This window comes from Streptomyces sp. NPDC107528 (genome assembly GCF_055639295.1).
Window position 1 is genome coordinate 561,844 of the sequence record NZ_JBVKAV010000002.1, and the last position, 26,680, is coordinate 588,523.

General features: G+C 69.8%; 22 protein-coding genes and 1 riboswitch. Of the genes, 13 read left to right on the forward strand and 9 right to left on the reverse strand.

What is annotated here, in order from left to right; all coding sequences use genetic code 11:
* The first annotated feature begins 147 nt into the window (after positions 1-147).
* Positions 148-2,403 (forward strand): protein kinase domain-containing protein, encoded by a 2,256-nt coding sequence (locus ACZ7L5_RS07605; protein WP_471515205.1) that lies wholly within the window; start codon positions 148-150, stop codon positions 2,401-2,403.
* Between the two features lie 27 nt (positions 2,404-2,430).
* Here the strand turns inward: ACZ7L5_RS07605 and nadA are convergent, their stop codons facing one another.
* Positions 2,431-3,615 carry a quinolinate synthase NadA gene (nadA, locus tag ACZ7L5_RS07610; protein ID WP_467482454.1) on the reverse strand — a complete coding sequence of 395 codons (1,185 nt, stop codon included), beginning with the start codon at positions 3,613-3,615 and terminating at the stop codon, positions 2,431-2,433.
* A 328-nt stretch (positions 3,616-3,943) separates the two neighbouring features.
* Between nadA and ACZ7L5_RS07615 the strand changes: the two genes are divergently transcribed.
* Positions 3,944-4,300 carry an iron-sulfur cluster assembly accessory protein gene (locus ACZ7L5_RS07615; protein WP_030582488.1) on the forward strand — a complete coding sequence of 119 codons (357 nt, stop codon included), beginning with the start codon at positions 3,944-3,946 and terminating at the stop codon, positions 4,298-4,300.
* A gap of 135 nt (positions 4,301-4,435) precedes the next feature.
* Here the strand turns inward: ACZ7L5_RS07615 and ACZ7L5_RS07620 are convergent, their stop codons facing one another.
* Both ACZ7L5_RS07620 and ACZ7L5_RS07625 read right to left on the reverse strand, forming a co-directional pair.
* Entirely contained in the window at positions 4,436-6,358 is a 1,923-nt protein-coding gene (locus ACZ7L5_RS07620; RefSeq protein WP_471515207.1) for a hypothetical protein, read from the reverse strand.
* 207 nt (positions 6,359-6,565) lie between these two features.
* Entirely contained in the window at positions 6,566-6,775 is a 210-nt protein-coding gene (locus ACZ7L5_RS07625) for a hypothetical protein (RefSeq protein WP_471515209.1), read from the reverse strand.
* A 131-nt stretch (positions 6,776-6,906) separates the two neighbouring features.
* Here ACZ7L5_RS07625 and ACZ7L5_RS07630 point away from each other — a divergent pair, with 131 nt between their 5' ends.
* Positions 6,907-7,881: a carbohydrate kinase family protein gene (locus ACZ7L5_RS07630; protein ID WP_328882169.1), complete on the forward strand. Its 975-nt coding sequence runs from the start codon at positions 6,907-6,909 to the stop codon at positions 7,879-7,881.
* 27 nt (positions 7,882-7,908) lie between these two features.
* On the opposite strand, the gene ACZ7L5_RS07635 is transcribed toward ACZ7L5_RS07630, so the two are convergent.
* On the reverse strand, positions 7,909-9,285 hold the full coding sequence (locus tag ACZ7L5_RS07635; protein ID WP_471515211.1) for an aminotransferase class V-fold PLP-dependent enzyme: 1,377 nt from the start codon (positions 9,283-9,285) through the stop codon (positions 7,909-7,911).
* Between the two features lie 259 nt (positions 9,286-9,544).
* Between ACZ7L5_RS07635 and ctaC the strand changes: the two genes are divergently transcribed.
* The 4 genes from ctaC (at position 9,545) to ACZ7L5_RS07655 (ending at position 14,031) form a co-directional block, all read left to right on the forward strand.
* Complete coding sequence (gene ctaC, locus ACZ7L5_RS07640) at positions 9,545-10,510, forward strand: aa3-type cytochrome oxidase subunit II (protein WP_328428288.1); 966 nt, start codon at positions 9,545-9,547, stop codon at positions 10,508-10,510.
* The gene (gene ctaD / locus ACZ7L5_RS07645) at positions 10,507-12,243 is read left to right on the forward strand and encodes an aa3-type cytochrome oxidase subunit I (RefSeq protein ID WP_328882171.1); all 1,737 of its coding nucleotides are present in this window, start codon (positions 10,507-10,509) and stop codon (positions 12,241-12,243) included. The genes ctaC and ctaD overlap by 4 nt, the downstream gene beginning before the upstream one ends.
* Complete coding sequence (locus tag ACZ7L5_RS07650; RefSeq protein WP_328882172.1) at positions 12,240-12,638, forward strand: cytochrome c oxidase subunit 4; 399 nt, start codon at positions 12,240-12,242, stop codon at positions 12,636-12,638. Before ctaD ends, ACZ7L5_RS07650 begins: the two co-directional genes overlap by 4 nt.
* Before the next feature lie 130 nt (positions 12,639-12,768).
* Positions 12,769-14,031, forward strand: a complete 1,263-nt coding sequence (locus ACZ7L5_RS07655; protein ID WP_471515213.1) for a L,D-transpeptidase — start codon at positions 12,769-12,771, stop codon at positions 14,029-14,031.
* Between the two features lie 22 nt (positions 14,032-14,053).
* Here the strand turns inward: ACZ7L5_RS07655 and ACZ7L5_RS07660 are convergent, their stop codons facing one another.
* Positions 14,054-14,455, reverse strand: coding sequence for a response regulator (locus ACZ7L5_RS07660; RefSeq protein WP_328428292.1), 402 nt, complete (start codon positions 14,453-14,455; stop codon positions 14,054-14,056).
* A gap of 145 nt (positions 14,456-14,600) precedes the next feature.
* Between ACZ7L5_RS07660 and ctaE the strand changes: the two genes are divergently transcribed.
* The 6 genes from ctaE (at position 14,601) to ACZ7L5_RS07690 (ending at position 21,711) form a co-directional block, all read left to right on the forward strand.
* Positions 14,601-15,221, forward strand: a complete 621-nt coding sequence (gene ctaE, locus ACZ7L5_RS07665) for an aa3-type cytochrome oxidase subunit III (RefSeq protein ID WP_019756799.1) — start codon at positions 14,601-14,603, stop codon at positions 15,219-15,221.
* An 80-nt stretch (positions 15,222-15,301) separates the two neighbouring features.
* A complete protein-coding gene (gene qcrC / locus ACZ7L5_RS07670; RefSeq protein ID WP_471515215.1) occupies positions 15,302-16,114 on the forward strand; it encodes a cytochrome bc1 complex diheme cytochrome c subunit in 813 nt (270 codons plus the stop codon).
* Positions 16,111-17,160 (forward strand): cytochrome bc1 complex Rieske iron-sulfur subunit, encoded by a 1,050-nt coding sequence (gene qcrA / locus ACZ7L5_RS07675; RefSeq protein WP_471515217.1) that lies wholly within the window; start codon positions 16,111-16,113, stop codon positions 17,158-17,160. The genes qcrC and qcrA overlap by 4 nt, the downstream gene beginning before the upstream one ends.
* The gene (qcrB, locus tag ACZ7L5_RS07680; protein ID WP_328882176.1) at positions 17,157-18,794 is read left to right on the forward strand and encodes a cytochrome bc1 complex cytochrome b subunit; all 1,638 of its coding nucleotides are present in this window, start codon (positions 17,157-17,159) and stop codon (positions 18,792-18,794) included. Before qcrA ends, qcrB begins: the two co-directional genes overlap by 4 nt.
* Before the next feature lie 138 nt (positions 18,795-18,932).
* Entirely contained in the window at positions 18,933-19,997 is a 1,065-nt protein-coding gene (trpD, locus tag ACZ7L5_RS07685) for an anthranilate phosphoribosyltransferase (RefSeq protein WP_471515219.1), read from the forward strand.
* An 85-nt stretch (positions 19,998-20,082) separates the two neighbouring features.
* A riboswitch (SAM riboswitch) is annotated at positions 20,083-20,199 on the forward strand.
* Between the two features lie 144 nt (positions 20,200-20,343).
* Positions 20,344-21,711, forward strand: a complete 1,368-nt coding sequence (locus tag ACZ7L5_RS07690) for an aminotransferase class V-fold PLP-dependent enzyme (RefSeq protein ID WP_471515221.1) — start codon at positions 20,344-20,346, stop codon at positions 21,709-21,711.
* On the opposite strand, the gene ACZ7L5_RS07695 is transcribed toward ACZ7L5_RS07690, so the two are convergent.
* The 4 genes from ACZ7L5_RS07695 to ACZ7L5_RS07710 form a co-directional block, all read right to left on the reverse strand.
* Positions 21,666-22,859: a glycerate kinase gene (locus ACZ7L5_RS07695; protein ID WP_471515223.1), complete on the reverse strand. Its 1,194-nt coding sequence runs from the start codon at positions 22,857-22,859 to the stop codon at positions 21,666-21,668. The two genes, ACZ7L5_RS07690 and ACZ7L5_RS07695, sit on opposite strands and share 46 nt — an antisense overlap.
* 86 nt (positions 22,860-22,945) lie before the next feature.
* Positions 22,946-24,349, reverse strand: coding sequence for an SLC13 family permease (locus ACZ7L5_RS07700; protein WP_471515853.1), 1,404 nt, complete (start codon positions 24,347-24,349; stop codon positions 22,946-22,948).
* Between the two features lie 84 nt (positions 24,350-24,433).
* Positions 24,434-25,096, reverse strand: coding sequence for a response regulator transcription factor (locus tag ACZ7L5_RS07705; protein ID WP_328882181.1), 663 nt, complete (start codon positions 25,094-25,096; stop codon positions 24,434-24,436).
* Complete coding sequence (locus tag ACZ7L5_RS07710) at positions 25,093-26,538, reverse strand: sensor histidine kinase (protein WP_471515225.1); 1,446 nt, start codon at positions 26,536-26,538, stop codon at positions 25,093-25,095. The genes ACZ7L5_RS07705 and ACZ7L5_RS07710 overlap by 4 nt, the downstream gene beginning before the upstream one ends.
* Between the last annotated feature and the right edge of the window lie 142 nt (positions 26,539-26,680).

Genomic DNA, 26,680 nt, shown 5'->3' on the forward strand with positions numbered 1-26,680 from the left:
GGTGAACGCGAGCCGATCCAGGCGGCGCCGGTCTCGGCGTTTCGGCCAGGGGGGACCCGGAGTTCCAAGGGCTCCTCGCCCGGACCGGGCCGTCTACCGTTACGTATCCTGAGCCCTCGAACTGCCTGACGGGGGAGGGCTCCGCGCGTGCTGCTGCACAAGGACGATCCGCGATCGGTCGGCGGCTACAAGCTGGTCGACCGGCTCGGGTCCGGGGGCATGGGGGTCGTCTACCGGGGCAGGTCGCGCTCGGGCCGTGAGGTGGCCGTCAAGGTGGTGCACTCCCAGTACGCCGAGGACCCCGTCTTCCGCGCCCGCTTCCGGCAGGAGATCGAGGCGGTCCGCAAGGTGAGCGGCGCCTTCACCGCACCGGTGGTGGACGCCGACCCGGAGGCGGTACGGCCCTGGATGGCCACCCAGTACGTGCCCGGGCTCTCCCTCGCCGCCCGGATCGGCGACCAGGGTCCGCTGAAGGGCACCGAACTGCGGCGGCTGACGCTCGGTCTGGTGGAGGCGCTGCGGGACATCCACCGGGCGGGGGTGGTCCACCGGGACCTCAAACCCGCCAACGTTCTCATCGCGGACGACGGCCCGCGTGTCATCGACTTCGGCATCTCGCGTGCGGCCGAGGACCACAACACCCTCACCGAGACCGGGCAGATGATCGGCACCCCGCCGTACATGTCTCCGGAGCAACTCACCGACGCCCGTTCGGTGGAGCCGGCCTCCGACGTCTTCTCCCTCGGCGCTCTGCTCGTCTTCTCCATCACGGGGCGGGGCCCCTTCGACGCGGACAGCCCTTATCTCACGGCGTACCGGGTCGTCCACGACGCCCCGGTCCTGGACGGCGTACCGCAGCCCCTTCGCGCGATCCTGGAGCGCTGCCTCGCCAAGGATCCCGCCGACCGGCCCGAACTGGACGAACTGGCGCGGGAGTTCGTGGCCGCGCTGCCGGAGACGGGTGCGGACGACCAGCCCACCGTGACGCTGCGCACGGAGGAGATGGCCCTGGTCCGGACCCGGCCCGCCGCGGTCGCCGACCCCGGCGCCGCGGCCCCCGGCCGACGACGCAGTCGTATACGTCCGCTGTGGGCCACGGCCGGCACGGTCGGCACTCTCGCGCTCGGCCTGACGGGATACCTGCTGCTCGGGACCGGAGTGGGGGACGAGGACGCCCCGACGGAGGCGGACACCGCCGCATCCGCGCCCTCCCGGTGGGCGGCCATGCCGGCCGGCTGGAAGCCCTGGCAGACAACGGTGGACGCCACCGCCGCGCACGGCGTGAAGAAGGGGTCGGCCGGCGGGACCGGCTTGGGAGAGGGCCCGGAATGCCGGCTGTACGAGGGTGCCGTCTACTGCGCGGGTGACGGTGTGCTGCCCATGCGCCTCGACGGGCTGACCGGGCGGATCGACTGGCGGGCCGACGTGCTGCCGCCGGGCCGGCGCCAGGGGACGTACACCTTCTCCGTCCTCGGCCTCGTGGACGACGCGATGCTGGTCCAGCAGGACTTCACCCCTGTCGCCGGGGAGGCGTCGACCACGACGGTCGCCGCTCTCGACACCGGGACCGGTGAGCGGCTCTGGCATCGGAAGGTGGCGAACAACGGGATGTCCCCGGCGGTCTCCGGCAGCCTCGTGGTCATGGCGGCCGACGGTGCCCGCGCGGTGACCGCCCGCTCGGCACGCACCGGCGCCGAGCGCTGGACGACACCGTTGCCGGCGGGGCAGTACTGCGACGCCGCGGATGTGGGCGAGGCCCTCCGCCTGGAGTGCGTCGCCGAGTTCGCGCCTTCCGAGAACATCCTGCTCATGGAGCTGGACCGGGCCGACGGCTCGGTTCGGCGAGTGAAGGTGCCCAATCGCGGAACCCTCGTCGGGACGTTCGACGGCCGCCTGCTCTACGTCGACCCGGCCGAGGACGAGGAGGGGAACATCCCGGCCGGCGACGAGGGGCCGTTCTCCCGGATCCGGCTGGTGGACCCGGAGACCGGTGAGGGCCGTTCGACGAAGCTGGCGCAGGAGTTCGAGGGCGTGGTGACGCTCGGGGACGACACGCTGTGGTTCGTCACGTCCTCCGGCCAGGTGAGCGCCGTGTCGGTCCGGACGGGCGAGCGGCTGTGGCAGACCGCGACGAGTCTGGAGACGCCCAGCGGCGTCACCCACGACCCGCGGTCCCGAGCGGTCTACCTGTCCAGCGCCAGCGGCCGTGTCGCCGCCCTCGACACGAAGAAGGGCACGCTGCTGTGGGAGACCCTGCCGCGTGCCCAACGGGTGACCAACGCGGGCAGCCGGTCGCTGCCCGAGGTGATGGTCCGTGACGGCTCCCTGATCGCCGCCACGCCCGACGGCGACCTCTTCACCCTCGACCCCGCCCACCCCGACCGGAAACCCGTGTCGGGGTGAGCGCCTGAAGCGGGGCCATCGACAGACCTACGGCAGCGCCAGCATCCGCTCCAGCGCCAGCTTCGCGAACGCCTCGGTCTCCTTGTCGACCTCGATCCGGTTGACCAGGTTGCCCTCGGCCAGCGACTCCAGGGTCCAGACCAGGTGGGGGAGGTCGATGCGGTTCATGGTCGAGCAGAAGCAGACCGTCTTGTCGAGGAAGACGATCTCCTTGCCCTCCGGCGCGAAACGGTTCGCCAGCCGGCGGACCAGGTTCAGCTCCGTGCCGATGGCCCACTTCGAGCCGGCCGGGGCGGCCTCCAGGGCCTTGATGATGTACTCCGTCGAGCCGACGTAGTCCGCGGCGGCGACGACCTCGTGCTTGCACTCCGGGTGGACGAGGACGTTGACACCCGGGATGCGCTCGCGCACGTCGTTCACCGAGTCGAGGCTGAAGCGGCCGTGCACCGAGCAGTGGCCGCGCCACAGGATCATCTTCGCGGCACGCAGCTCGTCCGCCGTCAGCCCGCCGTTCGGCTTGTGCGGGTTGTAGAGGACGCAGTCCTCCAGGGACATGCCCATGTCGCGGACGGCGGTGTTGCGGCCGAGGTGCTGGTCGGGCAGGAACAGGACCTTCTCGCCCTGTTCGAAGGCCCAGTCCAGGGCCCGCTTCGCGTTCGACGAGGTGCAGATGGTGCCGCCGTGCTTGCCCGTGAACGCCTTGATGTCCGCGGACGAGTTCATGTACGAGACGGGCACGACCTGCTCGGCTATCCCGGCCTCGGTCAGCACGTCCCAGCACTCGGCGACCTGCTCGGCCGTCGCCATGTCGGCCATCGAGCAGCCGGCGGCGAGGTCGGGCAGGACGACCTTCTGGTCGTCGGACGTCAGGATGTCCGCCGACTCGGCCATGAAGTGCACGCCGCAGAACACGATGTACTCGGCCTCCGGGCGGGCGGCCGCGTCCTTGGCCAGCTTGAACGAGTCACCGGTCACGTCGGCGAACTGGATGACCTCGTCGCGCTGGTAGTGGTGGCCGAGCACGAAGACCTTGTTCCCGAGCTTCTCCTTGGCTGCGCGGGCGCGCTCGACCAGGTCCGGATCGGACGGCGAGGGAAGGTCGCCGGGACACTCGACGCCACGCTCGCTCCTCGGGTCGGCCTCACGGCCGAGGAGCAGCAGGGCGAGGGGCGTCGGCTGTACGTCGAGCTCCTGGGTCTGGGCGGTGGTCACGACACGCACCCTTTCTGTTCTGCGGCTCGCCGGCACCGGGAAAATCCGGACCCGGCGGGTCAAGCGGGACACCTTCTTCGACTTCTCGTCGAATTGACGTTATCTATCATAACCGGTTCACGTCAGTTTGACGATGGCCATCATGTCGATGTGACGTGAATCCCGACGACAGGCCCGCGTATTCCCGAATCGGTCGTTTTCCGCTGCGGGCGCCGTGTGCGAGCATGAAGAAGGACCGAAAGACGAACGCCCGGCCCGGAATGAATCCGCGGCCCCGTCGGTTGCAACCGTCGGCAAGCAGTCTCCGAACAACCCGGGAGAGATGTAGATGTCCGTATCGGACGAGACCAGCACCGTCACCGACGGCATCATCCTGTCCGACGCCGCTGCGGCGAAGGTCAAGGCCCTGCTCGACCAGGAAGGCCGTGACGACCTGGCCCTGCGTGTCGCCGTACAGCCCGGTGGCTGCTCCGGCCTGCGCTACCAGCTCTTCTTCGACGAGCGCTCCCTCGACGGCGACGTCGTCAAGGACTTCGGCGGCGTGAAGGTCGTCACCGACCGCATGAGCGCCCCGTACCTGGGCGGCGCGTCCATCGACTTCGTGGATACCATCGAGAAGCAGGGCTTCACGATCGACAACCCGAACGCGACCGGCTCCTGCGCCTGCGGCGACTCCTTCAGCTGACCCGGCCGAAACCGGCCGGCAAAGCCGTCCGCTCAGTCGAAGTCGGCTGACCGGCCGACCCGGTCGAAACGCGAGAAGCGAGAAGGCGGCGACCCCCTCCGACGGGGCCGCCGCCTTCCCGTGTCCGTGGGCCCTTTACCGGGCCCCGGACGTCTCCGGCCGGACCGTCCCCGGCTTCTCCAGCGGGACGTCCTGGCCGTCCGTGCCCACGACCTTGCGGTCCCCGAGCGGCTCGTCCAGCTGCACGGTCTTGTGGAACACCTTGGCGATCAGGATGCAGACCTTGTCCGGCTGCGACGTCTCGGTCACCCGAACGGTCACCTCGTCGCCGCTCTCACTCGCGGTCACCTTGTAGTCGGCGCACACACCGCCCGTGAAGGCCACGGTCAGTTCCCGGCCGTCGACGGCGTAGGCGTCCACACCCACGTTCCGCGTGACCGGCGCCGCCGTCGGCTCGTCCTTGGGTCCGGACGGCCGCGGGCTCGGCTGAGCGGGCGGCTCCTGCGACGGCGTGGTCGACACCAGGTACTTCGGGTCGACCGCCGGATGCGTCACCGTGAAGCTGTCCTTCGCGCCCGGCGCCCGCACCTCGAACAGCCAGGACGGCACCAGCGCCTGCCGCGCGTCGACGAAGTGCGAGGCGAGCCCGAACACGGCCTTCTCGACCGTGAGGGTGTCCTTGGCCGGCATGTCCGTACCGGTACCCGCATCCGTCGAAGCCTCCGCACCGGAGGAGCCGCAGGGCGCCTCAAGACGGTCCTTCAGCGGTACGGGGCTGGCGCAGCCGCCGATGCCCATGCGGCCGTCGGTCCCCGGCGCCGCGTTCATCAGCCCGAGCGTCTTCTCGGCGTCCAGGACGGGGTACGTGTCCCCCTTCACCGGCGCCGCCAACTGGCCGCTGCCGCCGACCACTTCGCCCTGGGCGTTCACGGTTACCCCGGTCGTCCAGCCGTAGGTGGGCAAACCGCCGACCACCGGGCTCGCGTTGACGACGCGCCGGCCGCCCATGAGCTGGCTCGCGTCGAGCTTCGCGTCATCCTGACCCACCGCATCGAGTACCGGCGCGGCGGCCTTCTTCGCGGCGGCCTCGCTCACCGGGTCGCCGCCCGCGTCAGGCGATCCCTTCGAGCAGGTGGTGATGGACTGGCAGTCATCCGTGCCGGGGGCGTACTGGTAGAAGGTCCACGTCCCCGGCGCCTGCTTGTTCACCTGGAGGCTGGGCCCCGCCCCGTCCTTCGCCCCGACCCGCCAGGTTTGCCCCTGCGCGACCGGCTTGCCGTCGATCCCGAGCGCCTCGGCCAGCCGGGCCACCTCGTCGGCGCCGACCTCGCCGCCGGCCCGGTACACGGGCGCCGAGCCGGGGCCGTCCGCCAGCTCCCCGCCGGCCTTGTAGGTGACGCCGTACGGGTTGGGCTCACCGGGCGCGATGCCCTTCGTGCCGCCGCCCTCGGTGTAACCGTCGAGGTGGAGCGGCGGGGGAGTGCCGTCGTCGGCCGCCCCGGACGTCGTACCGCCGTCCGGACCCCCGGACGCGTTCGCGGCGAGGTAGGCCCCGCCACCCCCGACGAGCAGGACGGCGGCGGCGACGGAAGCGATGATCGCGGGGGAGCGGCGCCGGCTCGAACCGTCGGCTCCATGCTCATGTTCATGCTCATGGGCAGCGGCAGCGGCAGCGGCAGTGGCAGCAGCGGGATCCGCTCCGGCCGGCGAGGTCGGCTCCGCTTCAGCAGCGGCAGCGGGCGCAGCAGCCTCCCCGTCCCCGGCCCGCTCCCCGCCGGCGGCGCCGGTGGCGCTCCGTGCACCGTCGCGCTCGCCGTCGGTCCTGCCGGCCTCAGGGGCGCGCCCGGTTTCCCCGACCTCGGCATCGCCCTCGGGCTTGCGGGCCCCGGCGTCGCCCTCGCCCCCGGCATCGGGAGCCCCGGTGCCGTCCGTCACGGCGCCGGAAGCCCCGGTACCGGATGCCTCGGTACCCGCGGCGCCCTTCTCCTCCCGGGTGCCCTGCTCCTCGGCGGAGCCGTCGGCGCCCGTGTCGTCGTTCTCGGGTCGCTCGGTGTTCACCGCATCGCTCCTTCGGCTGCGCGCATGTCCCAAGACCCTGACCCGACCCTGTCAAAAGGGACGGTCTGCCGGGTCGTATCCCGCATCCCCTTTACGGGGGACAGCGATGGGACGCAGCGGGGGAGCGCACGGTTCCCTGAAGGGCGCCGATCGAGCCGCCGGAGTTGGACGGGCCGGCGTATTCCGGACGAACGGCGGTCGTTTCGATCAGTCGCCGTAGTCCGACATCGCGTCCACCAGCCGTGCCGACCTCGGCGGCACGGTCACCCCGTGGATGAGTGACGGGGAGACCGGACGGGACAGGACGCGGTCGGGAGCGGCCCAGTGGGGAGCCATCCGCGCGCAGTCACCGAGCAGCGACGCCAGGCCGGCCTCCCGGTGGGCCTCAGCGGTGGCACGGACCTCGAATTTCGTCATAGCGGCACCGTAGGCACGCGAACACCCGCGAAGAAAGATCTACTATCGGGTAGTTTTGACTGCTTCAGAGTCCAGGTCACGAACGGTAGCGTGAACTGTCAACCCATCCTCTTCGCAGGAGACTCCACGCCGTGCGCATCGCAGTCACCGGCTCCATCGCCACCGACCACCTCATGACCTTCCCCGGTCGCTTCACCGACCAGTTCGTCGCGGACCAGTTGCACACGGTCTCGCTGTCCTTCCTGGTCGACAACCTGGACGTACGCCGGGGCGGCGTAGGCGCGAACATCGCCTTCGGCATGGGTCAGCTGGGCACGAAGCCGATCCTCGTCGGCGCCGCGGGCTCCGACTTCGACGAGTACCGGGCCTGGCTCGACCGGCACGGTGTCGACACCGGGTCGGTCCGCATCTCAGAGACCCTGCACACCGCCCGTTTCGTCTGCACCACCGACGCCGACCACAACCAGATCGGCTCCTTCTACACCGGTGCGATGAGCGAGGCCCGGCAGATCGAGCTGAAGACCGTCGCGGACCGCGTGGGCGCCCTGGACCTGGTCCTCATCGGCGCCGACGACCCCGAGGCCATGCTCCGCCACACGGAGGAGTGCCGCTCCCGCGCGATCCCCTTCGCCGCCGACTTCTCCCAGCAGATCGCCCGCATGAACGGCGACGAGATCCGGATACTGCTGGACGGTGCGACGTACCTCTTCTCGAACGAGTACGAGAAGGGCCTCATCGAGTCCAAGACCGGCTGGAGCGACGCGGAGATCCTCTCCAAGGTCGGCCACCGCGTCACCACCCTCGGCGCGCGGGGCGTGCGCATCGAGCGGGACGGCGAGGACCCGATCGAGGTCGGCTGCCCCGAGGAGGAGCGCAAGGCCGACCCCACGGGTGTCGGCGACGCCTTCCGCGCCGGGTTCCTGTCGGGGCTGGCGTGGGGTGTGTCCCTGGAGCGCGCCGCGCAGGTCGGCTGCATGGTCGCGACGCTGGTCATCGAGACGGTGGGCACGCAGGAGTACCAGCTGCGCCGGGCACACTTCATGGACCGGTTCACCAAGGCGTACGGGCATGACGCGGGTGAAGAGGTGCGGACCCACCTGGGCTGATCCCGCGACGGTTCACCGGCAGGGCGTTCAGGCCACCCGGCGGACGAGGTACGCAGTTCCTCGCTCCGCCGGCTCCTCACCGATGTACTCCTGGCCCCGCATCTCGCACCAGGCCGGGATGTCCAGGCGGGCGGCCTCGTCGTCGGCGAGGACGCGGACCGTGCCGCCGACCGGTACCTCGCCGATGACCTTGGCCAGCTCGATGACCGGGAGCGGACAGAGCTTGCCGAGGGCGTCCACGACCAGGACGTCCTCCCGTACGACCGTGCTGGGCGTCGGCGCCCCCAGCTTCTCCCGGACCCCGGCCACCGCCGCCGGCAGCACCTCCAGGAACCGCTCGACGTCCTCCTCCGCCGTCCCGACCGGCAGGGACACCCGTACGTTCCCCTCGCTCAGCACGCCCATCGCCTTCAGCACATGGCTGGGAGTCAGCGTGCTGCTCGTGCAGGACGAGCCCGAGGAGACCGAGAACCCGGCGCGGTCCAGCTCGTGCAGCAGGATCTCCCCGTCCACATAGAGACAGGAGAAGGTGACGATGCCGGGCAGTCGCCGTCCCGGATCACCGACCACCTCCACATCCGGCACCAGCTGCGGCACTCGTGCCCGGATCCGCTCCGTCAGCTCCCGCAGCCGTACCGACTCTTGGGCCGCCTCCGCCTGTACGGCCCGCAGCGAGGCCGCCGCGGCGACGATCGCCGGGATGTTCTCGAACCCGGGGGCCCGCCCGGACTCCCGCTCGTCCGCGGGCCCTTGCGCGGCGAACCGCACGCCCTTGCGCACGACAAGCAGCCCGACCCCCGACGGACCACCCCACTTGTGGGCACTTCCGGTCAACACCGACCAGGCGCCCTCGACGCGCCCCCACCCCAGCGACTGCGCCGCGTCAACCAGCAGCGGCACCCCGGCCTCCTGGCTCAGGGCGGCCACCTCGGCCACCGGCTGCTCGGTCCCCACCTCGTGGTTGGCCGACTGCAGACACGCCAGCGCGGTGTCCGGCCGCAGCGCATCCGCGTACGCCTGGACGCCCACCGCCCCCGCACGATCCACCGCCACCTGAGTGACCGTCCCCCCGTCGCCCTCGTGCGCGTCAGCCGCATGGAGCACAGAGGAGTGTTCGACCGCAGACACGATCAGGTGGCGTCCGGCGCGCCGACGCCCCGCCAACACCCCGGCGACACCCGAGTGGACGGCTTTCGTCCCCGAAGAGGTGAACACCAACTCGTCGGCCCGGCACCCCACAGCCTCGGCAGCCGCCTCCCGAGCGGCGTCCAGCAACATCCGCGCCCGCCGCCCTTCCCTGTAAAGACGGGCAGGATCGGCCCACCCCTCATCGAGGGAGGCCACCAGGGCCTGCCGGGCAACGGGATGAAGGGGAGCACTGGAAGCAGCGTCGAAGTAAGCCACACAGCAACGCTAGAACGTCCAGCAGGGCAGCGGACCTCAGGGGCGCGGGGAACTGCGCGATCAGCCACAAACAACCCGCAGCCGCCAATCAAGCGAACCCCCCACCCCAGTAGGCCCCCCTCCCCGCGAACCCCCGGAGGGCGTCGGCTAGGGTTTGGTCCGCATAAACATCCAAACCCCTGCCCGACGCAGGGCGGCGACCGACCAGCGAGAAGGCCGCAGCCGATCCGCGCGGGCGAGACTCTCGGGAAGGCGCTACGTGAGTCCCAACGGCTCCGACCGCTCGCCGCGGCGCCCGATGCGGCGGAAGCTGCTGCAGGCAATGACTGCGGGCCTGGTCCTGGCTACAGCCACCGGTTGCTCGTACAACTGGGAGGACTTCCCCCGTCTTGGTATGCCCACCCCGACCACGGAAGAGGCTCCGCGGATCCTCTCCCTGTGGCAGGGGTCGTGGGCGGCCGCGCTCGCCACAGGCGTGCTGGTCTGGGGCCTGATCCTGTGGAGCACCGTCTTCCACCGGCGCAGCCGCACCAAGGTCGAAGTTCCTCCGCAGACCCGGTACAACATGCCGATCGAGGCGCTGTACACCGTGGTCCCGCTCATCATCGTCTCGGTGCTCTTCTACTTCACGGCCCGCGACGAGACGAAGCTGCTCAGCCTCAAGGACAAGCCCGACCTCACGGTCAACGTCGTGGGCTACCAGTGGAGCTGGGCCTTCAACTACGTCCAGCCCGTCGACGGTTCCACGGGCAACGCGAAGACCGACAAGAACCTGGCGGCCATTCCGGACCGGTTCAAGGAGGACTTCCCGGCGAACGCGGGCGGTGTCTACGACGCCGGTACCCCCGGCAGCCGGAACCCCCAGACGGGCAACCCCGGCCCCACCCTGTGGCTGCCCAAGGGCAAGACGGTCCGCTTCGTCCTCACCTCGCGTGACGTCATCCACTCCTTCTGGGTGGTGCCGTTCCTGATGAAGCAGGACGTCATCCCGGGCCACACCAACGCCTTCGAGGTGACCCCCAACAAGGAGGGCACCTTCCTGGGCAAGTGCGCCGAGCTGTGCGGCGTCGACCACTCCCGGATGCTGTTCAACGTGAAGGTCGTCTCCCCCGAGCGCTACGAGCAGCACCTCAAGGACCTCGCCAAGAAGGGGCAGACCGGTTACGTTCCCGCCGGCATCGCGCAGACGAGCCACGAGAAGAACCGGGAGACGAACAACCTGTGAGCATCCTCAACGAACCCCAGGGTGCCGCGGCAGCTGAGGACTCGTACGAGAACGAGCTGCCGGTCCGGCGCAGGCAACCCGGCAACGTCGTGGTCAAGTGGCTCACCACCACCGACCACAAGACGATCGGAACGCTGTACCTCGTCACGTCGTTCGCGTTCTTCGTGATCGGTGGCGTGATGGCGCTCATCATGCGCGCCGAGCTCGCCCGGCCCGGTCTTCAGATCGTGTCGAACGAGCAGTTCAACCAGGCGTTCACGATGCACGGCACGATCATGCTGCTGATGTTCGCGACGCCGCTGTTCGCCGGCTTCGCGAACTGGATCATGCCGCTGCAGATCGGCGCGCCGGACGTGGCGTTCCCGCGGCTGAACATGTTCGCCTACTGGCTGTACCTGTTCGGCTCGCTCATCGCGGTGGGTGGCTTCCTCACCCCGGACGGCGCGGCCGACTTCGGCTGGTTCGCCTACTCCCCGCTGTCGGACGCGGTCCGCAGCCCGGGTATCGGCGCCGACATGTGGATCATGGGTCTGGCCTTCTCCGGCTTCGGCACCATCCTCGGCTCGGTCAACTTCATCACCACGATCATCTGCATGCGCGCCCCCGGCATGACCATGTTCCGCATGCCGATCTTCGTGTGGAACGTGCTGCTGACGGCCGTCCTGGTCCTGCTCGCCTTCCCCGTCCTCGCGGCGGCGCTGTTCGCGCTGGAGGCGGACCGCAAGTTCGGCGCCCACATCTTCGACTCGGCCAACGGCGGGGCCCTGCTCTGGCAACACCTCTTCTGGTTCTTCGGCCATCCAGAGGTGTACATCATCGCCCTGCCCTTCTTCGGAATCATTTCCGAAGTGATTCCGGTCTTCTCCCGGAAGCCGATGTTCGGCTACATGGGTCTGATCGCGGCGACCATCGCGATCGCGGGTCTGTCCGTGACGGTGTGGGCGCACCACATGTACGTCACCGGCGGCGTACTACTGCCGTTCTTCTCCTTCATGACGTTCCTCATCGCCGTACCAACCGGCGTGAAGTTCTTCAACTGGATCGGAACGATGTGGAAGGGCTCGTTGTCCTTCGAGACACCGATGCTCTGGGCGGTCGGCTTCCTGATCACCTTCACCTTCGGTGGTCTGACCGGTGTCATCCTGGCCTCGCCGCCGATGGACTTCCACGTGTCCGACTCGTACTTCGTGGTGGCGCACTTCCACTACGTCGTCTTCGGCACCGTCGTCTTCGCGATGTTCTCCGGCTTCCACTTCTGGTGGCCGAAGATGACCGGCAAGATGCTCGACGAGCGCCTCGGCAAGATGACCTTCTGGACGCTGTTCGTCGGCTTCCACGGCACGTTCCTGGTGCAGCACTGGCTCGGTGCCGAGGGCATGCCGCGTCGTTACGCGGACTACCTCGCGGCCGACGGCTTCACCGCCCTGAACACGATCTCGACGATCAGCTCGTTCGTGCTCGGCGCGTCGCTGCTGCCGTTCTTCTACAACGTGTGGAAGACCGCCAAGTACGGCAAGAAGGTCGAGGTCGACGACCCGTGGGGCTACGGCCGCTCGCTGGAGTGGGCGACGTCCTGCCCGCCGCCGCGGCACAACTTCCTCACTCTGCCGCGGATCCGTTCCGAATCCCCGGCGTTCGACCTGCATCACCCTGAGATCGCCGCTCTCGACCAGCTCGAGAACGCCCCTCACGGTGAGAAGGCTCTGGCTGGTGGCAAGGAGGCCGGCAAGTGAAGACTCAGGGCACGATGTTCACCTGGCTGAGCGTCTTCATCCTCGCCATGGCGGTCGTCTACGGCGTTTGGTCGAAGGAGCCGGCCGGTACCACGGCCCTCTTCCTGGCCTTCGCTCTGTGCATCATGATCGGCTTCTACCTGGGCTTCACGGCCCGGCGGATCGACGCGGGTGCGCAGGACAACAAGGAAGCGGACGTGGCGGACGACGCCGGCGAGGTCGGGTTCTTCAGCCCGCACAGCTGGCAGCCGCTCTCCCTCGCGATCGGAGGCGCACTCGCCTTCCTGTCGATCGCGATCGGCTGGTGGCTGATGTACTTCTCGGCGCCGCTGATCCTGGTCGGCATCTGGGGCTGGGTCTTCGAGTACTACCGCGGTGAGAACCGCACCCAGTAACACGAGCTGAGCTCTCAGGGGCCCGGACATTCCGTCAGGAGTGTCCGGGTTCCTTCGTTTGCCGTAGCCACGATCACCCGTACGCCTTATCCGGCGCGCCGCGGCCGACGCTGCTTCCTAGCGTGAGGCCATGAGCAGAAAACCGAGCAAGGGCTCCGTCATAGGTTGCACGCTCCTGCTGATCGCGCTCGGCGCGAGCGCCGCCGGGTGCAGCGGCGACGGCAACCCGCTGTCCGCCGAGCCGTACGACGCGGCGGACCAGATCGCCTTCAACGGCCCCGCGGGAGACGGCAAGAAGGCCGACCCCGACAAGCCCCTGGAAGTCACCGCCGAGGACTCCGACGGCCGTATCACGGACGTCACCGCCAGGGACGCCGCAGGACGCTACGTCGCGGGCGAACTCTCCGCCGACGGCACCCGCTGGCACAGCACCTCTCCGCTCGCCGCCAACGCCCGCTACACGGTCCGCGTGAGCACCGAGGACGAGGACGGCGCCCCCGGCCGCAAGGTCCTCGCCTTCGACACCAGCAAGCCGACCAGCAAGAAGCACCTGACGGTGACGTTCGGCCCCAAGACCGGTACCTACGGCGTCGGCCAGCCCGTCACGGCCGAACTGAGCCAGCCCATCAAGGACCGGAACCAGCGGGCGATAGTCGAGCGGGCCCTCAAGGTCGACTCCGCGCCCGCCGTCGAGGGCAACTGGCACTGGGTGGACGACAAGAAACTCCACTACCGCCCCAAGGAGTTCTGGCCCGCGAACGCCACCATCCAGGCCCGCAGCAACCTGGACGGCATCAAGGTCAGCGACCGGCTCTGGGGCGGCAAGGCCAAGCCGCTGCGCATCAACACGGGCGACCAGGTCATAGCCGTCACGGACGCCGCGTCCCACCAGCTGACGCTCTACCGCAACGGCGAGGAGGTCAGGTCCGTACCAGTCACGACCGGCAAGCCCGGCTTCGAGACCCGCAACGGCGTCAAGGTCGTACTGGGCAAGGAGTACTTCGTACGCATGCGCGGCACGAGCATCGGCATAGCCGAAGGCTCCGCGGAGTCCTACGACCTACCGGTCTACTACGCCACCCGGGTGACCTGGAGCGGCGAATACGTCCACGCCGCCCCCTGGTCGGTCGGCTCCCAGGGCTCCGCCAACGTCAGCCACGGCTGCACCGGCATGAGCACCGCCAACGCCGAGTGGTTCTTCGACAACGTCCGCGAGGGCGACATCGTCAAGGTCATCAACTCGTACGGCAACACCATGGAACCGTTCGGCAACGGCTTCGGCGACTGGAACCTGGAGTGGCAGAACTGGCGCAACGGCAGCGCGCTGGTGGGCGGCACCCCGGACGGCCCCAGCCCGTCGGAACGGGCAAGGCTGAGGCCGCAGAGCGTCTGAATCGCCAGGCCCGGCGGGCTCCCTACGCGCTCTGAAGCCTCTGCGTGCGCAACAGAGAGGCCAGCGCCCCCGCGAACTCCACCGGCTCCACAGGCAGCGTCACAGCCGCCTCGGCCCGACTCCAGGTGGCCAGCCACGCATCCTGCGGGCGCCCGATCAGCAGCAGCACCGGCGGGCAGTTGAACACCTCGTCCTTGATCTGCCGGCAGACCCCCATGCCCCCCATGGGCACGGCCTCACCGTCCAGCACGCAGACGTCGATGCCGCCCTTGTCCAGCTCACGCACCACCGCCTCCGGCGTCGCGCACTCCAGGAACTGCACCACCGGCACGTCCGGAGCAGGCCGGCGCCCGGTGGCCAGCCTCACCTGTTCGCGGGTGTTGGAGTCGTCGCTGTAGACCAGCACCGTGGCGGTCGGCTGCATTGTTCCTCCGTGACGTCAGCGTCGTAAGGACAGGCCCGTTGGGCCGGATGCTACTCCCTTGAACACCACGTCAACACCGGTACGAACGGGGAAGACACTCCGAACGGCACCCCCCGGAGTGAGGGCGGGATAAGCGACCGACATAATGTCGGTCGTGGCGACAGCAACGACAGTAGACAAGGGTCACGCGCACCCGTCGGTCAACCGACCGAACCTCACCAGCGTCGGAACCATCATCTGGTTGAGTTCCGAGCTGATGTTCTTCGCGGCCCTCTTCGCGATGTACTTCACCCTGCGATCGGTGACCGGTCCGGACTTCTGGCATGAGAAGGCCGACGCCCTGAACTTCCCGTTCTCGGCGACGAACACCACGATCCTGGTGCTTTCCTCCCTCACCTGCCAGCTCGGCGTCTTCGCCGCCGAGCGCGGTGACGTGAAGAAGCTCCGGGGCTGGTTCATCGTCACCTTCATCATGGGTGCGATCTTCATCGGCGGTCAGGTGTACGAGTACACCGAGCTGGTCAAGCACGAGGGCCTCTCGCTCTCGTCCGACCCGTACGGCTCGGTCTTCTACCTGACCACCGGTTTCCACGGCCTGCACGTGACGGGCGGTCTGATCGCCTTCCTGCTGGTCCTCGGCCGCACCTACGCGGCCAAGAGGTTCACGCACGAGCAGGCGACCGCCGCGATCGTCGTGTCCTACTACTGGCACTTCGTCGATGTCGTCTGGATCGGCCTTTTCGCCACGATCTACATGATCAAGTAGCCGGGTCCGATCCCGCGCGCGTTCCACGAACGCACCTGACAGAAGCATCGACGCAGAAGATCCTGACACCGGGGTAATCCGTGAAAAAGCTCTCCGCACGACGACGCCATCCGCTGGCGGCGGTCGTCGTCCTACTCCTCGCGCTGGCGTGCACGGGAGGGGTGTACGCCGTGTTCGCGCCCGCGGGCAAGGCACAGGCCGAGGAAACCGCCCAGTCCCTCACCATCGAAGAGGGCAAGAAGCTCTACGCCGTCGGCTGCGCCAGCTGCCACGGAACCGGCGGTCAGGGCACCTCCGACGGTCCGAGCCTGGTGGGTGTCGGCGCCGCCTCCGTCGATTTCCAGGTTTCGACGGGCCGTATGCCGGCCGCCACCTCGCAGGGCGCCCAGGTCCCGAAGAAGAAGAACTTCTACCCGCAGGCCCAGATCGACCAGCTCGCGGCGTACATCGCCTCGCTGGGCGCCGGTCCGGCCGTCCCGACCGAGGAGCAGTACGGCTCCGAGGGCGCGGACATCGGCAAGGGCGGCGAGCTCTTCCGCAACAACTGCGCCCAGTGCCACAATTTCACCGGCAAGGGCGGCGCGCTGACGAAGGGCAAGTACGCACCCAGCCTTGAGGGTGTCGACCCGAAGCACATCTACGAGGCCATGCTGACCGGCCCGCAGAACATGCCGTCGTTCCCCGACACCACGCTGTCGGAGCAGAACAAGAAGGACATCATCGCGTACCTGCACGCGGTCAACAGCGACGAGACGGTCAACCCGGGTGGTCTGGAGCTGGGCGGCCTCGGGCCGGTCAGTGAGGGCCTCTTCGCCTGGATCTTCGGGCTCGGTGCACTGATCGCGGTCGCCGTCTGGGTCGCCGCTCGGACCGCAAAGGCCAAGAAGTCATGAGTAGCCAAGACATTCCAGAAGAGAACCTGCCCGCTGAGCAGGACGCCCACGTCGCGGTCGCGGACGAGAAGAACCCCTTCGCCGACCCCGGCCTGCCGCCCCACGAGCACCGGATCCAGGACATCGACGAGCGGGCCGCCCGGCGGTCCGAGCGCATGGTGGCCATGCTGTTCACGGCGTCGATGCTCGCCACCGTCGGCTTCATCGCGTCGTACGTCGCGATCCCGCACGACAAGTCGATCTTCGTCTTCCCGATCGGTCACCTCAACGCGCTGAACTTCGCGCTGGGTCTGACCCTCGGTGCGGCGCTGTTCTGCATCGGCGCGGGCGCGGTCCACTGGGCCCGCACCCTGATGTCCGACGTGGAGGTCGCCGACGAGCGCCACCCGATCGCCGCGGAGCCCGAGGTCAAGGCCAAGGTCATGGCCGACTTCAAGCAGGGCGCCAAGGAGTCCGCGCTGGGTCGCCGCAAGCTGATCCGCAACACGATGTTCGGAGCGCTGGCCCTGTTCCCGCTCTCCGGCGTCGTGCTGCTGCGTGACCTCGGCCCCCTGCCCGGGACCAAGCTGCGCCACACCCTGTGGTCCAAGGGCAAGCTGCTCGTCAACATGAACACCGACGAGCCGCTGCGTCCCTCGGACGTCGCGGTCGGCTCCCTCACCTTCGCCAAGCCGGAGGGCCTGGAGGAGCACGACCACGACTTCCAGAACGAGATCGCCAAGGCCGCCCTGATGATCGTCCGGATCCAGCCGGCCGACATCAAGGACAAGCGCGAGCTCGAGTGGTCGCACGAGGGCATCGTCGCGTACTCGAAGATCTGCACCCACGTCGGTTGCCCGATCTCCCTGTACGAGCAGCAGACGCACCACGTGCTCTGCCCCTGCCACCAGTCCACCTTCGACCTCTCCGACGGTGCCCGGGTGATCTTCGGCCCCGCCGGTCACGCCCTGCCGCAGCTGCGCATCGGCGTGAACGACGAGGGCTACCTCGAGGCGCTCGGCGACTTCGAAGAGCCCGTCGGCCCTGCATTCTGGGAGCGCGGATGAGCACGACAGAGACCACCGAGTCCCGCTCGCGCGGGAAGGCACCGGCCGGCGAGCGCGTCGCCGACTGGGCCGACGGCCGGCTGGGGATCTACTCCCTCGCCAAGGCCAACATGCGCAAGATCTTCCCCGACCACTGGTCGTTCATGTTGGGTGAGGTCTGCCTCTACAGCTTCATCATCATCATCCTCACGGGTGTGTATCTGACGCTGTTCTTCCAGCCCTCGATGGCCGAGGTCGAGTACCACGGCAGCTACGTCCCGCTCCAGGGACAGCTGATGAGCCAGGCGTTCAGCTCCACGCTGGAGATCTCCTTCGACGTGCGCGGTGGTCTGCTCATCCGGCAGATCCACCACTGGGCCGCGCTGATCTTCCTCGCCGGCATGTTCGTCCACATGATGCGCGTGTTCTTCACGGGCGCGTACCGCAAGCCGCGTGAGATCAACTGGCTGTTCGGCTTCCTGCTGTTCGTCCTGGGCATGTTCACCGGTTTCACCGGCTACTCGCTCCCCGACGACCTGCTCTCCGGCACCGGTGTGCGCTTCACCGAGGGCGCGATCCTGTCCATGCCGATCGTCGGCACGTACATCTCGTTCTTCCTCTTCGGCGGCGAGTTCCCGGGCACCGACTTCGTGGCCCGCTTCTACTCGATCCACATCCTGCTGCTGCCGGGCATCATGCTCGGCCTGGTGGTCGGCCACCTGATCCTGGTCTTCTACCACAAGCACACGCAGTTCGCGGGCCCCGGAAAGAACAACAAGAACGTCGTCGGCATGCCGCTGCTGCCGGTCTACATGGCCAAGGCCGGAGGCTTCTTCTTCCTGGTCTTCGGTGTCATCGCGGTCATCGCGGCGGTCGCGCAGATCAACCCGATCTGGGCCATCGGTCCGTACCGTCCGGACATGGTGTCCACCGGCGCCCAGCCCGACTGGTACATGGGCTTCGCCGAGGGTCTGGTCCGGTACATGCCGGGCTGGGAGGTCAACTTCTGGGGTCACACCCTCGTGCTGGGTGTGTTCATCCCGCTGGTCCTCTTCGGCCTGGTGCTGATGGCGATCGCGCTCTACCCGTTCATCGAGTCCTGGGTCACCGGCGACAAGCGCGAGCACCACATCCTGGACCGTCCGCGCAACGCCCCGACGCGTACCGCGTTCGGCGTCGCCTGGGTCACGGTGTACATGATCGGCCTGGTCGGCGGTGGCAACGACCTGTGGGCCACCCACTTCCACCTGTCGATCAACGCGGTCACCTGGTTCGTCCGGATCGGCTTCTTCGTCGGACCGGTCCTCGCGTTCATCGTCACCAAGCGGATCTGCCTCGGCCTGCAGCGCCGGGACAAGGACAAGGTGCTGCACGGCCGCGAGTCGGGCATCATCAAGCGCCTGCCGCACGGTGAGTTCATCGAGGTGCACGAGCCGCTCAGCCAGGACGCGCTGCACACCCTCACCGCGCACGAGCAGTACCAGCCGCTCGAGATCGGCCCGACGGTCGACGAGAACGGCGTCGAGCGCAAGGTGAAGGGCTCCGAGAAGCTGCGCGCCAAGCTCAGCAAGTCGTACTTCGGCGAGGACGGCCAGATCCCCAAGCCGACCGTCGAGGAGTACAAGGAGATCACGAGCGGCCACGGCCACCACTGACGCTGCGACTGCTACGCCACGGTTGAGGGCCCCGTCCGTTGTACGGACGGGGCCCTTCGCCGTGCCCCGGGCTGGATAGGGTGGACCTCGTTGAGACTCATGTCCCGCAGTGCGGGACACCTGACCCTGGAGCGGCTTATGAGCGCTGTGACCCCCGCCGGAGGCGACACCGCGGCGGCCCGCTCCTGGCCCCTGCTGCTGAACGGCCTGCTGAACGGTCAGGACCTGGCTGCCGACGACACCGCGTGGGCGATGGACCTGATCATGCGCGGCGAGGCGACGGACGCGCAGATCGCCGGGTTCGTCGTGGCTCTGCGCGCCAAGGGCGAGACGGTGGAGGAGATCACCGGGCTCGTGCGGACGATGTACGCGCACGCGAACGTGATCGAGGTGCCGGGCCAGACCGTCGACATCGTCGGCACGGGCGGCGACGGCGCGAAGACCGTCAACATCTCCACGATGTCGGCGATCGTCATCGCCGGCACAGGCGCGAAGGTCGTCAAGCACGGCAACCGAGCGGCGTCGTCGGCGTCGGGTGCCTCGGACGTGCTGGAGAAGCTCGGCGTCAATCTGGAACTGCCGGTCGGGCGGGTGGCCGAGGTCGCCGAGCAGGCCGGGATCACCTTCTGCTTCGCCGTGAAGTTCCATCCCGCGCTGCGGCATGTGGCGGCGGCCCGTGGCCAGTTGGGCATCCGCACGACCTTCAACGTGCTCGGTCCGCTGACGAACCCGGCGAAGGTGAAGGCCCAGGCGGTCGGCGTGGCGGACCCGCGCATGGCACCGATCGTCGCGGGCGTCTTCGCCGAGCGCGGCAACTCCTCGCTGGTGTTCCGCGGCGACGACGGTCTCGACGAGCTCACCACCACGGCCACCTCCCGGGTCTGGGTCGTGCGCGACGGCAAGGTGACCGAGGAGGCCTTCGACCCTCGTGACGTCGGCATCGAGCTGGTTCCGGTGGAGGCGCTGCGGGGCGCGGACGCCTCGTACAACGCCGATGTGGCGCTGCGCATGCTGAACGGGGAGACGGGTCCCGTGCGGGACGCAGTACTGCTCAACGCGGCCGCCGCCCTGGTGGCGATGAACCCGACCGACGCCCCGCTCACCGAGCAGATCCGCGCCGGGATGGCGAAGGCGGCGGAGTCGATCGACTCGGGCGCGGCGAAGCGGACGCTGGATCGCTGGGTGGCGGCCAGCAACACCTGATTTCCACGCGATGTGACGCGAGGCGCAGTCCAGGATCCGGACTGCGCCTTGCGAGCTGAAGATCGTGTGGCAGGATGTTGGACCAGGTCATGAGTGACAGTCATGAGGCCCCGGCCGACTGTCCGGCAACCCTCCGTCCGTGGCGGGGTGCCCCGGGTGAAGACCAGGCCGTAGGCAGCGAGGTCTGCGGCAAGCGCGGGCCCCTCTCGAAACCAGGGGTCCTGGTCGTTCGAGGGAGCCTTCCGTGAGCAAGCGAATGCGATAGGGCCGCAGAGCCCCGCCTCCGCAGACCCTTTTCTCTTTCTCGCATGCCCCTCAGTCGGCATGCCCCTCACGGGAGTTCGCCATGTCTGTCTCCATCGCTGCCGCCGACCAGTCTGTTTGTGCCTCTCTGCCCGTTCTGGGCCGTGATGTCACCGTCCCGCTCGTCACTGGTGGCGAGGTCACATACGCCGCGCTCGACTACGCCGCCAGCGCCCCCGCCCTCCAGCGCGTCTGGGACGACGTCGCCGCCTACGCGCCGTACTACGGCAGCGTCCACCGCGGGGCCGGCTACCTCTCCCAGCTCTCCACCGACCTGTTCGAGAACGCCCGCCGGACGGTCACCGAGTTCCTCGACTGCCGCCCCGACGACCAGCTGGTCTTCACCCGGTCCACCACCGACTCGCTGAACCTCCTCGCCGCCGCCCTGCCGGCCGACTGCCAGGTCTTCGTGTTCGAGACCGAGCACCACGCCTCCCTGCTGCCGTGGCGCGACGCCCGCGTCACCTACCTCAACGCGCCCCGCACCCCCCGCCAGGCCGTCGAGACCCTGGAGCGCGCCCTCGCCGACCGCGACCCCTACGGCCCGGCCCTGGTCTGCGTCACCGGCGCCTCGAACGTCACGGGTGAGCTGTGGCCCGTACGGGAGCTCGCGGCCGCCGCCCACGCGCACGGCGCCCGCATCGTGCTCGACGCCGCCCAGCTGGCCCCGCACCACCCGGTGAGCGTGCGGGACCTGGATGTCGACTGGGTGGCCTTCTCCGGCCACAAGCTGTACGCCCCGTTCGGCTCCGGTGTCCTGGCCGGCCGCTCCGACTGGCTGCGCGCGGCGGAGCCGTACCTCGCGGGCGGCGGTGCCTCGCGGAAGGTGTCGCGGCGTGCGGACGGGGGCGTCGACGTGGAGTGGCACGAGAACGCCGCCCGCCACGAGGCCGGCTCCCCGAACGTCATCGGGGCCTACTCCATCGCCTCCGCCTGCAAGGCGCTGACCGAGGCGGGCTTCGACTCGCTCGTCGCCCGTGAGCAGTACCTGATCGAGAAGGTCCGCGCGGGCCTCGCCTCCGTCCCCGAGGTCCGGATCCTCTCCCTCTTCGGTGACGACGCCCCGCGCGTCGGCGTCATCTCCTTCGTCGTCGAGGGCTGGAACAGCTCCCACTTCGCCGCGGCGCTCTCCGCCGAGTACGGCATCGGGGTGCGGGACGGGCTGTTCTGCGCCCACCCTCTGGTCCGCACCCTGCTGGGCAGCGACCCGCAGACGCAGGGCGAGTGCGGGGCCCCGGAGGCGGCGCCCGGCGAGAAGTCCCTGAACGCGATCCGGGTGAGCTTCGGGGCCGGAACGCCGGACGAGCACGTCGAGCGGTTCGTGAACGCCGTGCGGGAGCTCGTGACGGACGGTGCCCGGTGGAACTACCGCACCGAGGACGGCCGTTGCGTCCCGGACACCTCCGCGTGAGCCGGTAGCCGGGCGCCCAGCAGGATCATCCGCAGGGCGCGTTCGGTGGCGTCCGTGAGGAGTTCGGAGGCCCGCACCAGGGCCTCCGCCAGGGCCATCGGGGCCGGCAGGATGCCGCTGAACGCGTCCACGCCCGGCACCTCGTGCGCACCCTCGCCGAGGGTGCCCGCCAGTGCCAGCACCGGGCGGCCGTACAGCTTGGCCCGGCGGGCCACCTCGGCCGGGACCTTGCCACGAGGGGTCTGGTGGTCCAGGGCGCCCTCCGCGGTCACGACCAGGTCGGCGCGGGCGAGGCGGGCGTCGAGGTCGAGGTGGTCGAGGAGCACGTCGAAGCGGGGGAGCAGCCGGGCGCCGAGGGCTGCGAGGCCCGCGCCCAGACCGCCGGACGCTCCGGTGCCGGGGCCGTGGTGCAGGTCGGTGCCCACGGCCCCCAGGTCGCGGGTGAGTACGTCCGCCCAGTTCTCCAGTCCGGCCGACAGATGCTCGACCTGCGCGGGCGTCGCCCCCTTCTGCGGGCCGAAGACGCGGGCCACGCCGCGCTCGCCGCACAGCACGTTGTACGGGTTGCAGGCGACCAGCAGCTCGACGTCCCGCAGGCGCGGGTCCAGGCCGGACGGTTCGATCCGGGCCAGCCGCGTCAACTCCCCTCCGCCGCGAGGGAGTTCGAAGCCGTCGGCGTCCAGCAGCCGGGCGCCGAGGGCCTGGAGCGCGCCGGCGCCCCCGTCGGACGTACCCGAGTCGCCGCAGCCGACCAGGATGCGCCGTACGCCGGTGTCGAGCGCGGCGCGGATCAGCTCGCCGACGCCGTAGGTCGTCGTGGCGCCTGGGTCGCGCAGGGCGCGCGGGACGAGGGACAGCCCGGCCACCGCGGCCATCTCCACGACCGCCGTGTCCCGGGAGCCGAGCAGGGCGAAGTGCGTGCCGAGCGGTTCGCCGACCGGGCCCGTGGCCGGCAGGGCGACCAGCCGTCCGCCGGTCGCGGCGGCCAGCGCGGTGGCGGTGCCCTCGCCGCCGTCCACCAGCGGGATCAGGTCGATCACGACATCCGGCAGGACCCGTCGGACACCGTCCGCGATGGCATCGGCGGCGGCCTGGGCGGACAGGGACTCCTTGAAGCCACTGGGGGCTACGACGACTCGGGTCAGCATCAGAGGTCTCCTAAGCAGGTCGGATGAGGCCGCGGCACTGCGGCAACGCCCCGAGGGCAACGCCCGCGACGGCATGACGCGGCGACTCACAGGGGAACGCCGAGCAGCGGCCACACCGCGACGGCGAACAGCAGGACGAGGGCGGCCGTCAGCGGGGCCAGTACGGCGGACAGGCGCAGCAGGTCGCGCGGGGTGTAGGTGGGCGTCCCGGGCAGGTCGGAGAAGAGCGTGACCGGTTTCGCGGAGGCCGGGAGCGTGTGGCAGAAGCCCGCCGCCGCCGTGGACGCGAGCGCCGCGGCGACCGGATTCACCCCGGCCCCCACCGCCGCCGCGACGACCAGCGGCACCAGCACCGACGAACGGGCCGAGCGGGACTGCAGAACCAGGTGGGCCGTCGTACTGATCGCGATCACGACGATCAGGAACGACACCGGACCGACTCCACCGGGAAGCCCGTCCACCAGCCACTTCGCGGCTCCCGAGTCGGCCAGCGCGACTCCCATCGCCATCGTCGCCGCCATGAACAGCAGCAGTGACCAGGGAACCGTCTTCAGCGCGTCCTTCAGATGCACCGTGCCGAGGGCGGGCGAGGCCGCCACCACCGCGCCGATCAGCGCGACGACCGCGGGCGGCACCCGGTGCAGCGGCTCGCTGCACCACAGCACCACGACCGTGCCGAGCAGCAGCGCGCACCGCGTCTCGGCCTGCGACCAGGGGCCGGTGACCGGATCGTCGCTGTGCTCCTGGATCTGCTCGGGAGTGATGCGCACGGGGGCCTTGCGGTCCGCGCGCCGAGTCGTCGTCAGGAGTACGGCCTCGGCGGCCAGGTGGGACGACGCCACGGCCAGTGGCAGGCCGAGCAGCAGCCACTCGGTGAAGCCGATCCGCTCGCCGGTGGCCTGCCACAGCACCGAGACGGTGATCAGGTGCGCGCCCGCCCCGATCAGGGTCGCCACCGCCGACAGCAGGATCACGGTCGGAAACAGCAGCGCCAGCATCACGACCAGCCGGTGCCGGTCGGCCAGGGCTCTGGCGAGCGCGAGGAACACCGGCAGTGCGAGGGCGGCCCGGCCGGACGTGGCCGGTACCGCGAACGCCGTGACGACCAGGGCGGCCGTGGTCAGGTGCACGAGCTGCCGCACGGTACGCGCCCCGCCGACCAGGAACGCCGCCGCCCGTCCCGCGAGCCCCGTCCGGGTCACCGCGGCCGCCAGCACGAAGGCGCAGATCAGCAGCCACACCGTCGAGTCGCCGAGGGTGCCGAAGAGCGTGTCGCTGCTGATCACCCCGGTCACCGTGAGCGCGAGTCCGGCGCCCAGCGCGATGTACGTGTCGTCGACCGGGGTGGCGATCCAGGCGCAGGTCGCCAGGGCGAAGACGGCAAGGGTGAGGCGGGCGTCGGCGCCGAGTCCGGCGAAGTTGCCGGGGACGGCGAGCAGCGCGCACAGGGAGAGCGCGACGCAGAGGCCGACGCCCAGTCGGAGGTTCAGGGTCACGTCATCCAGGGTTCACCTGGGCCGTGAGCCGTCGATGAGCCGTACATGAAGGAGACTTCACGCGGGCCGAAGGGGACTTCAGGCGAAGAGGCGATATCCCACGCCGCGCACCGTCTCGAACCGTTCGGCCCCGAGCTTCTTGCGCAGTGCCCGCACGTACACATCCACGATGTTCGACCCGGGGTCGAAGTCGTAGCCCCACACGTGCGACAGGATCTGCTCGCGGGACAGTACCTGGCCGGGATGCCTCAGGAACAGCTCCAGGAGCACGAACTCACGGGCCGTCAGGTCCACGGTCCGCTCGTCGGCCCGCGCCCGGCGGGTGCGCAGGTCGAGGGTCAGCGAACCGGACCGCAGCACCGTCACCTCGGGTGCCCGGGCCGCCGTACGCAGCCGTAGACGCACCCGGGCGAGCAGTTCCTCGAAGCGGAACGGCTTGGTCATCCAGTCGTCGGCGCCGCCCTCCAGACCGGCCACCGTGTCCCGCACGGAGTCCCGCGCGGTCAGCACGATCACCGGGACCGTCACCCGGGCCTCGCGCAGTTCGCGCAGCACCGTGAAGCCGTCCCGGCCGGGCAGGCCGATGTCCAGGACCACCAGATCGAAACTGCCGGTCAGCGCGTACTCGTGGGCGGCGTCGCCGTCGCCGACGACGGTCGTGGTGAAGCCGTTGGAGCGCAGGCCCTTCTGCACGAAGGAGGCGATCCTTTCCTCGTCCTCGACGATGAGAATGCGGTTCACGTGTGTGCCTCTCCCAGTGCCAGTACGAAGGTGGCGCCGCCGCCGTCGGTGTCGCGCAGCCGGACCCGGCCGCCGTGTGCCTCGGCGATCGCCCGGACGATCGACAGGCCGAGGCCGGCTCCGGAGCCGCGGGCGCCGCGCCGGGACGTGCCGCGCCGGAACCGTTCGAAGATCACCTCGCCGTCCTGCGGCTGGACACCGCAGCCGGAGTCGGCGACGTACAGCTCTACGCCCGGCCCGTCCGCGCGCGAGCCGATCCGGACGGTCTGCCCGGGCGTGGTGTGCTGCACGGCGTTCTGGGCGAGCTGGACCATCGCCTGGGTGATCCGCTGCGGGTCCAGCTCGGCCTCGACGTCGGCCACCTCGGCGAGCTGCCAGTCCCGTTCGCCGAGGGTGCGGGCCTTGACGTAGACGTCGGCGGTGAGCTCGGCGAGCTGGACCGGCTCGGCGGTGACGAAGTCGGGGCGCTCGGCCTTGGCGAGCAGCAGCAGGTCCTCCACGATGCGGCTCATCCGGTCCAGCTCGTCCGTGACCAGGCGTATCGTCTCCTCGCGCTCGGCCGGGTCGTCGCCCATCAGCTCCAGATGGCCGCGCACGATGGTGATCGGCGTGCGCAGCTCGTGGCCCGCGTCGTCGACGAACTCGCGCTGGGCGGCGAAGGCGCGCTCCAGCCGGTCGAGCATCGCGTTGAAGGTCTCCGCGAGCGCGGCGATGTCGTCGCGCCCGTGCACCGGAATACGGCGGGTGAGGTCCTGCTCGGTGAGCTGCGCCGCCGCGGTGCGCACCAGCCGCACCGGCTTGAGGATCCGCCCGGAGACCGCCCAGCCGATGCCGGTCATCATGAGCAGGGCGACCCCGGAGATGGCGAGCAGGATACGGAACTCCGTGTTCACGGCGGCCTGTTCGCGCCCCGGGTGGAAGGCGACGACGAAGGCCGCCTCCGCCTCGCCGCCGGCGCGGGCGACCGTGACCTTGGCCCAGCGGATCTCGCCGGACGCCCGGTGCACGGTGCCGGTGGCGTCGGGCGAGTCGAAGATACGGCGGCGGGCGTCGGCGTCCTCGTGCAGGGGAACGGCGGCGGGGATGTCACGCGGCTGGATGAACTGTGCCGGGGTCCGGCCCGCCCCGCCCACCAGGCCGATCAGCTCCTCGTCCGGATCGGCGTACTGGCGTACCAGAAACTCGCGCAGCAGCCGGGACGGGTCGGTGAACGGCCGCCCGGTCTCGGGGTCGACGCCCCGCTCCTGGAAGTTCGCGAACTCGCCCGCCTCCTGTGCGAGCAGCCCGTTCACCCGGTGATCGACGTCCCGCAACAGGATCGACCGCGTGGTCGTCGCGACGGACACCAGCCCGACGGCCATGACGAGCAGCAGCCAGAGCAGGATGCGGACCCGCGCGGAGATCCGGCGGCGCACGGGGTCGGGGGGTGTCGTCCGGGTCATGGCGACGGCGTCGGGCCAGGCGGTGAGCAGGCGGCGCGCCGACCCGGACGGGACCGCGCACGCCAAGTCCGTGCGCCGGACGCCGTGTGCCCGCTCGCAGGCACACACGCACCCGGAGGGGAGAACCCCAGCCGCACTGTCG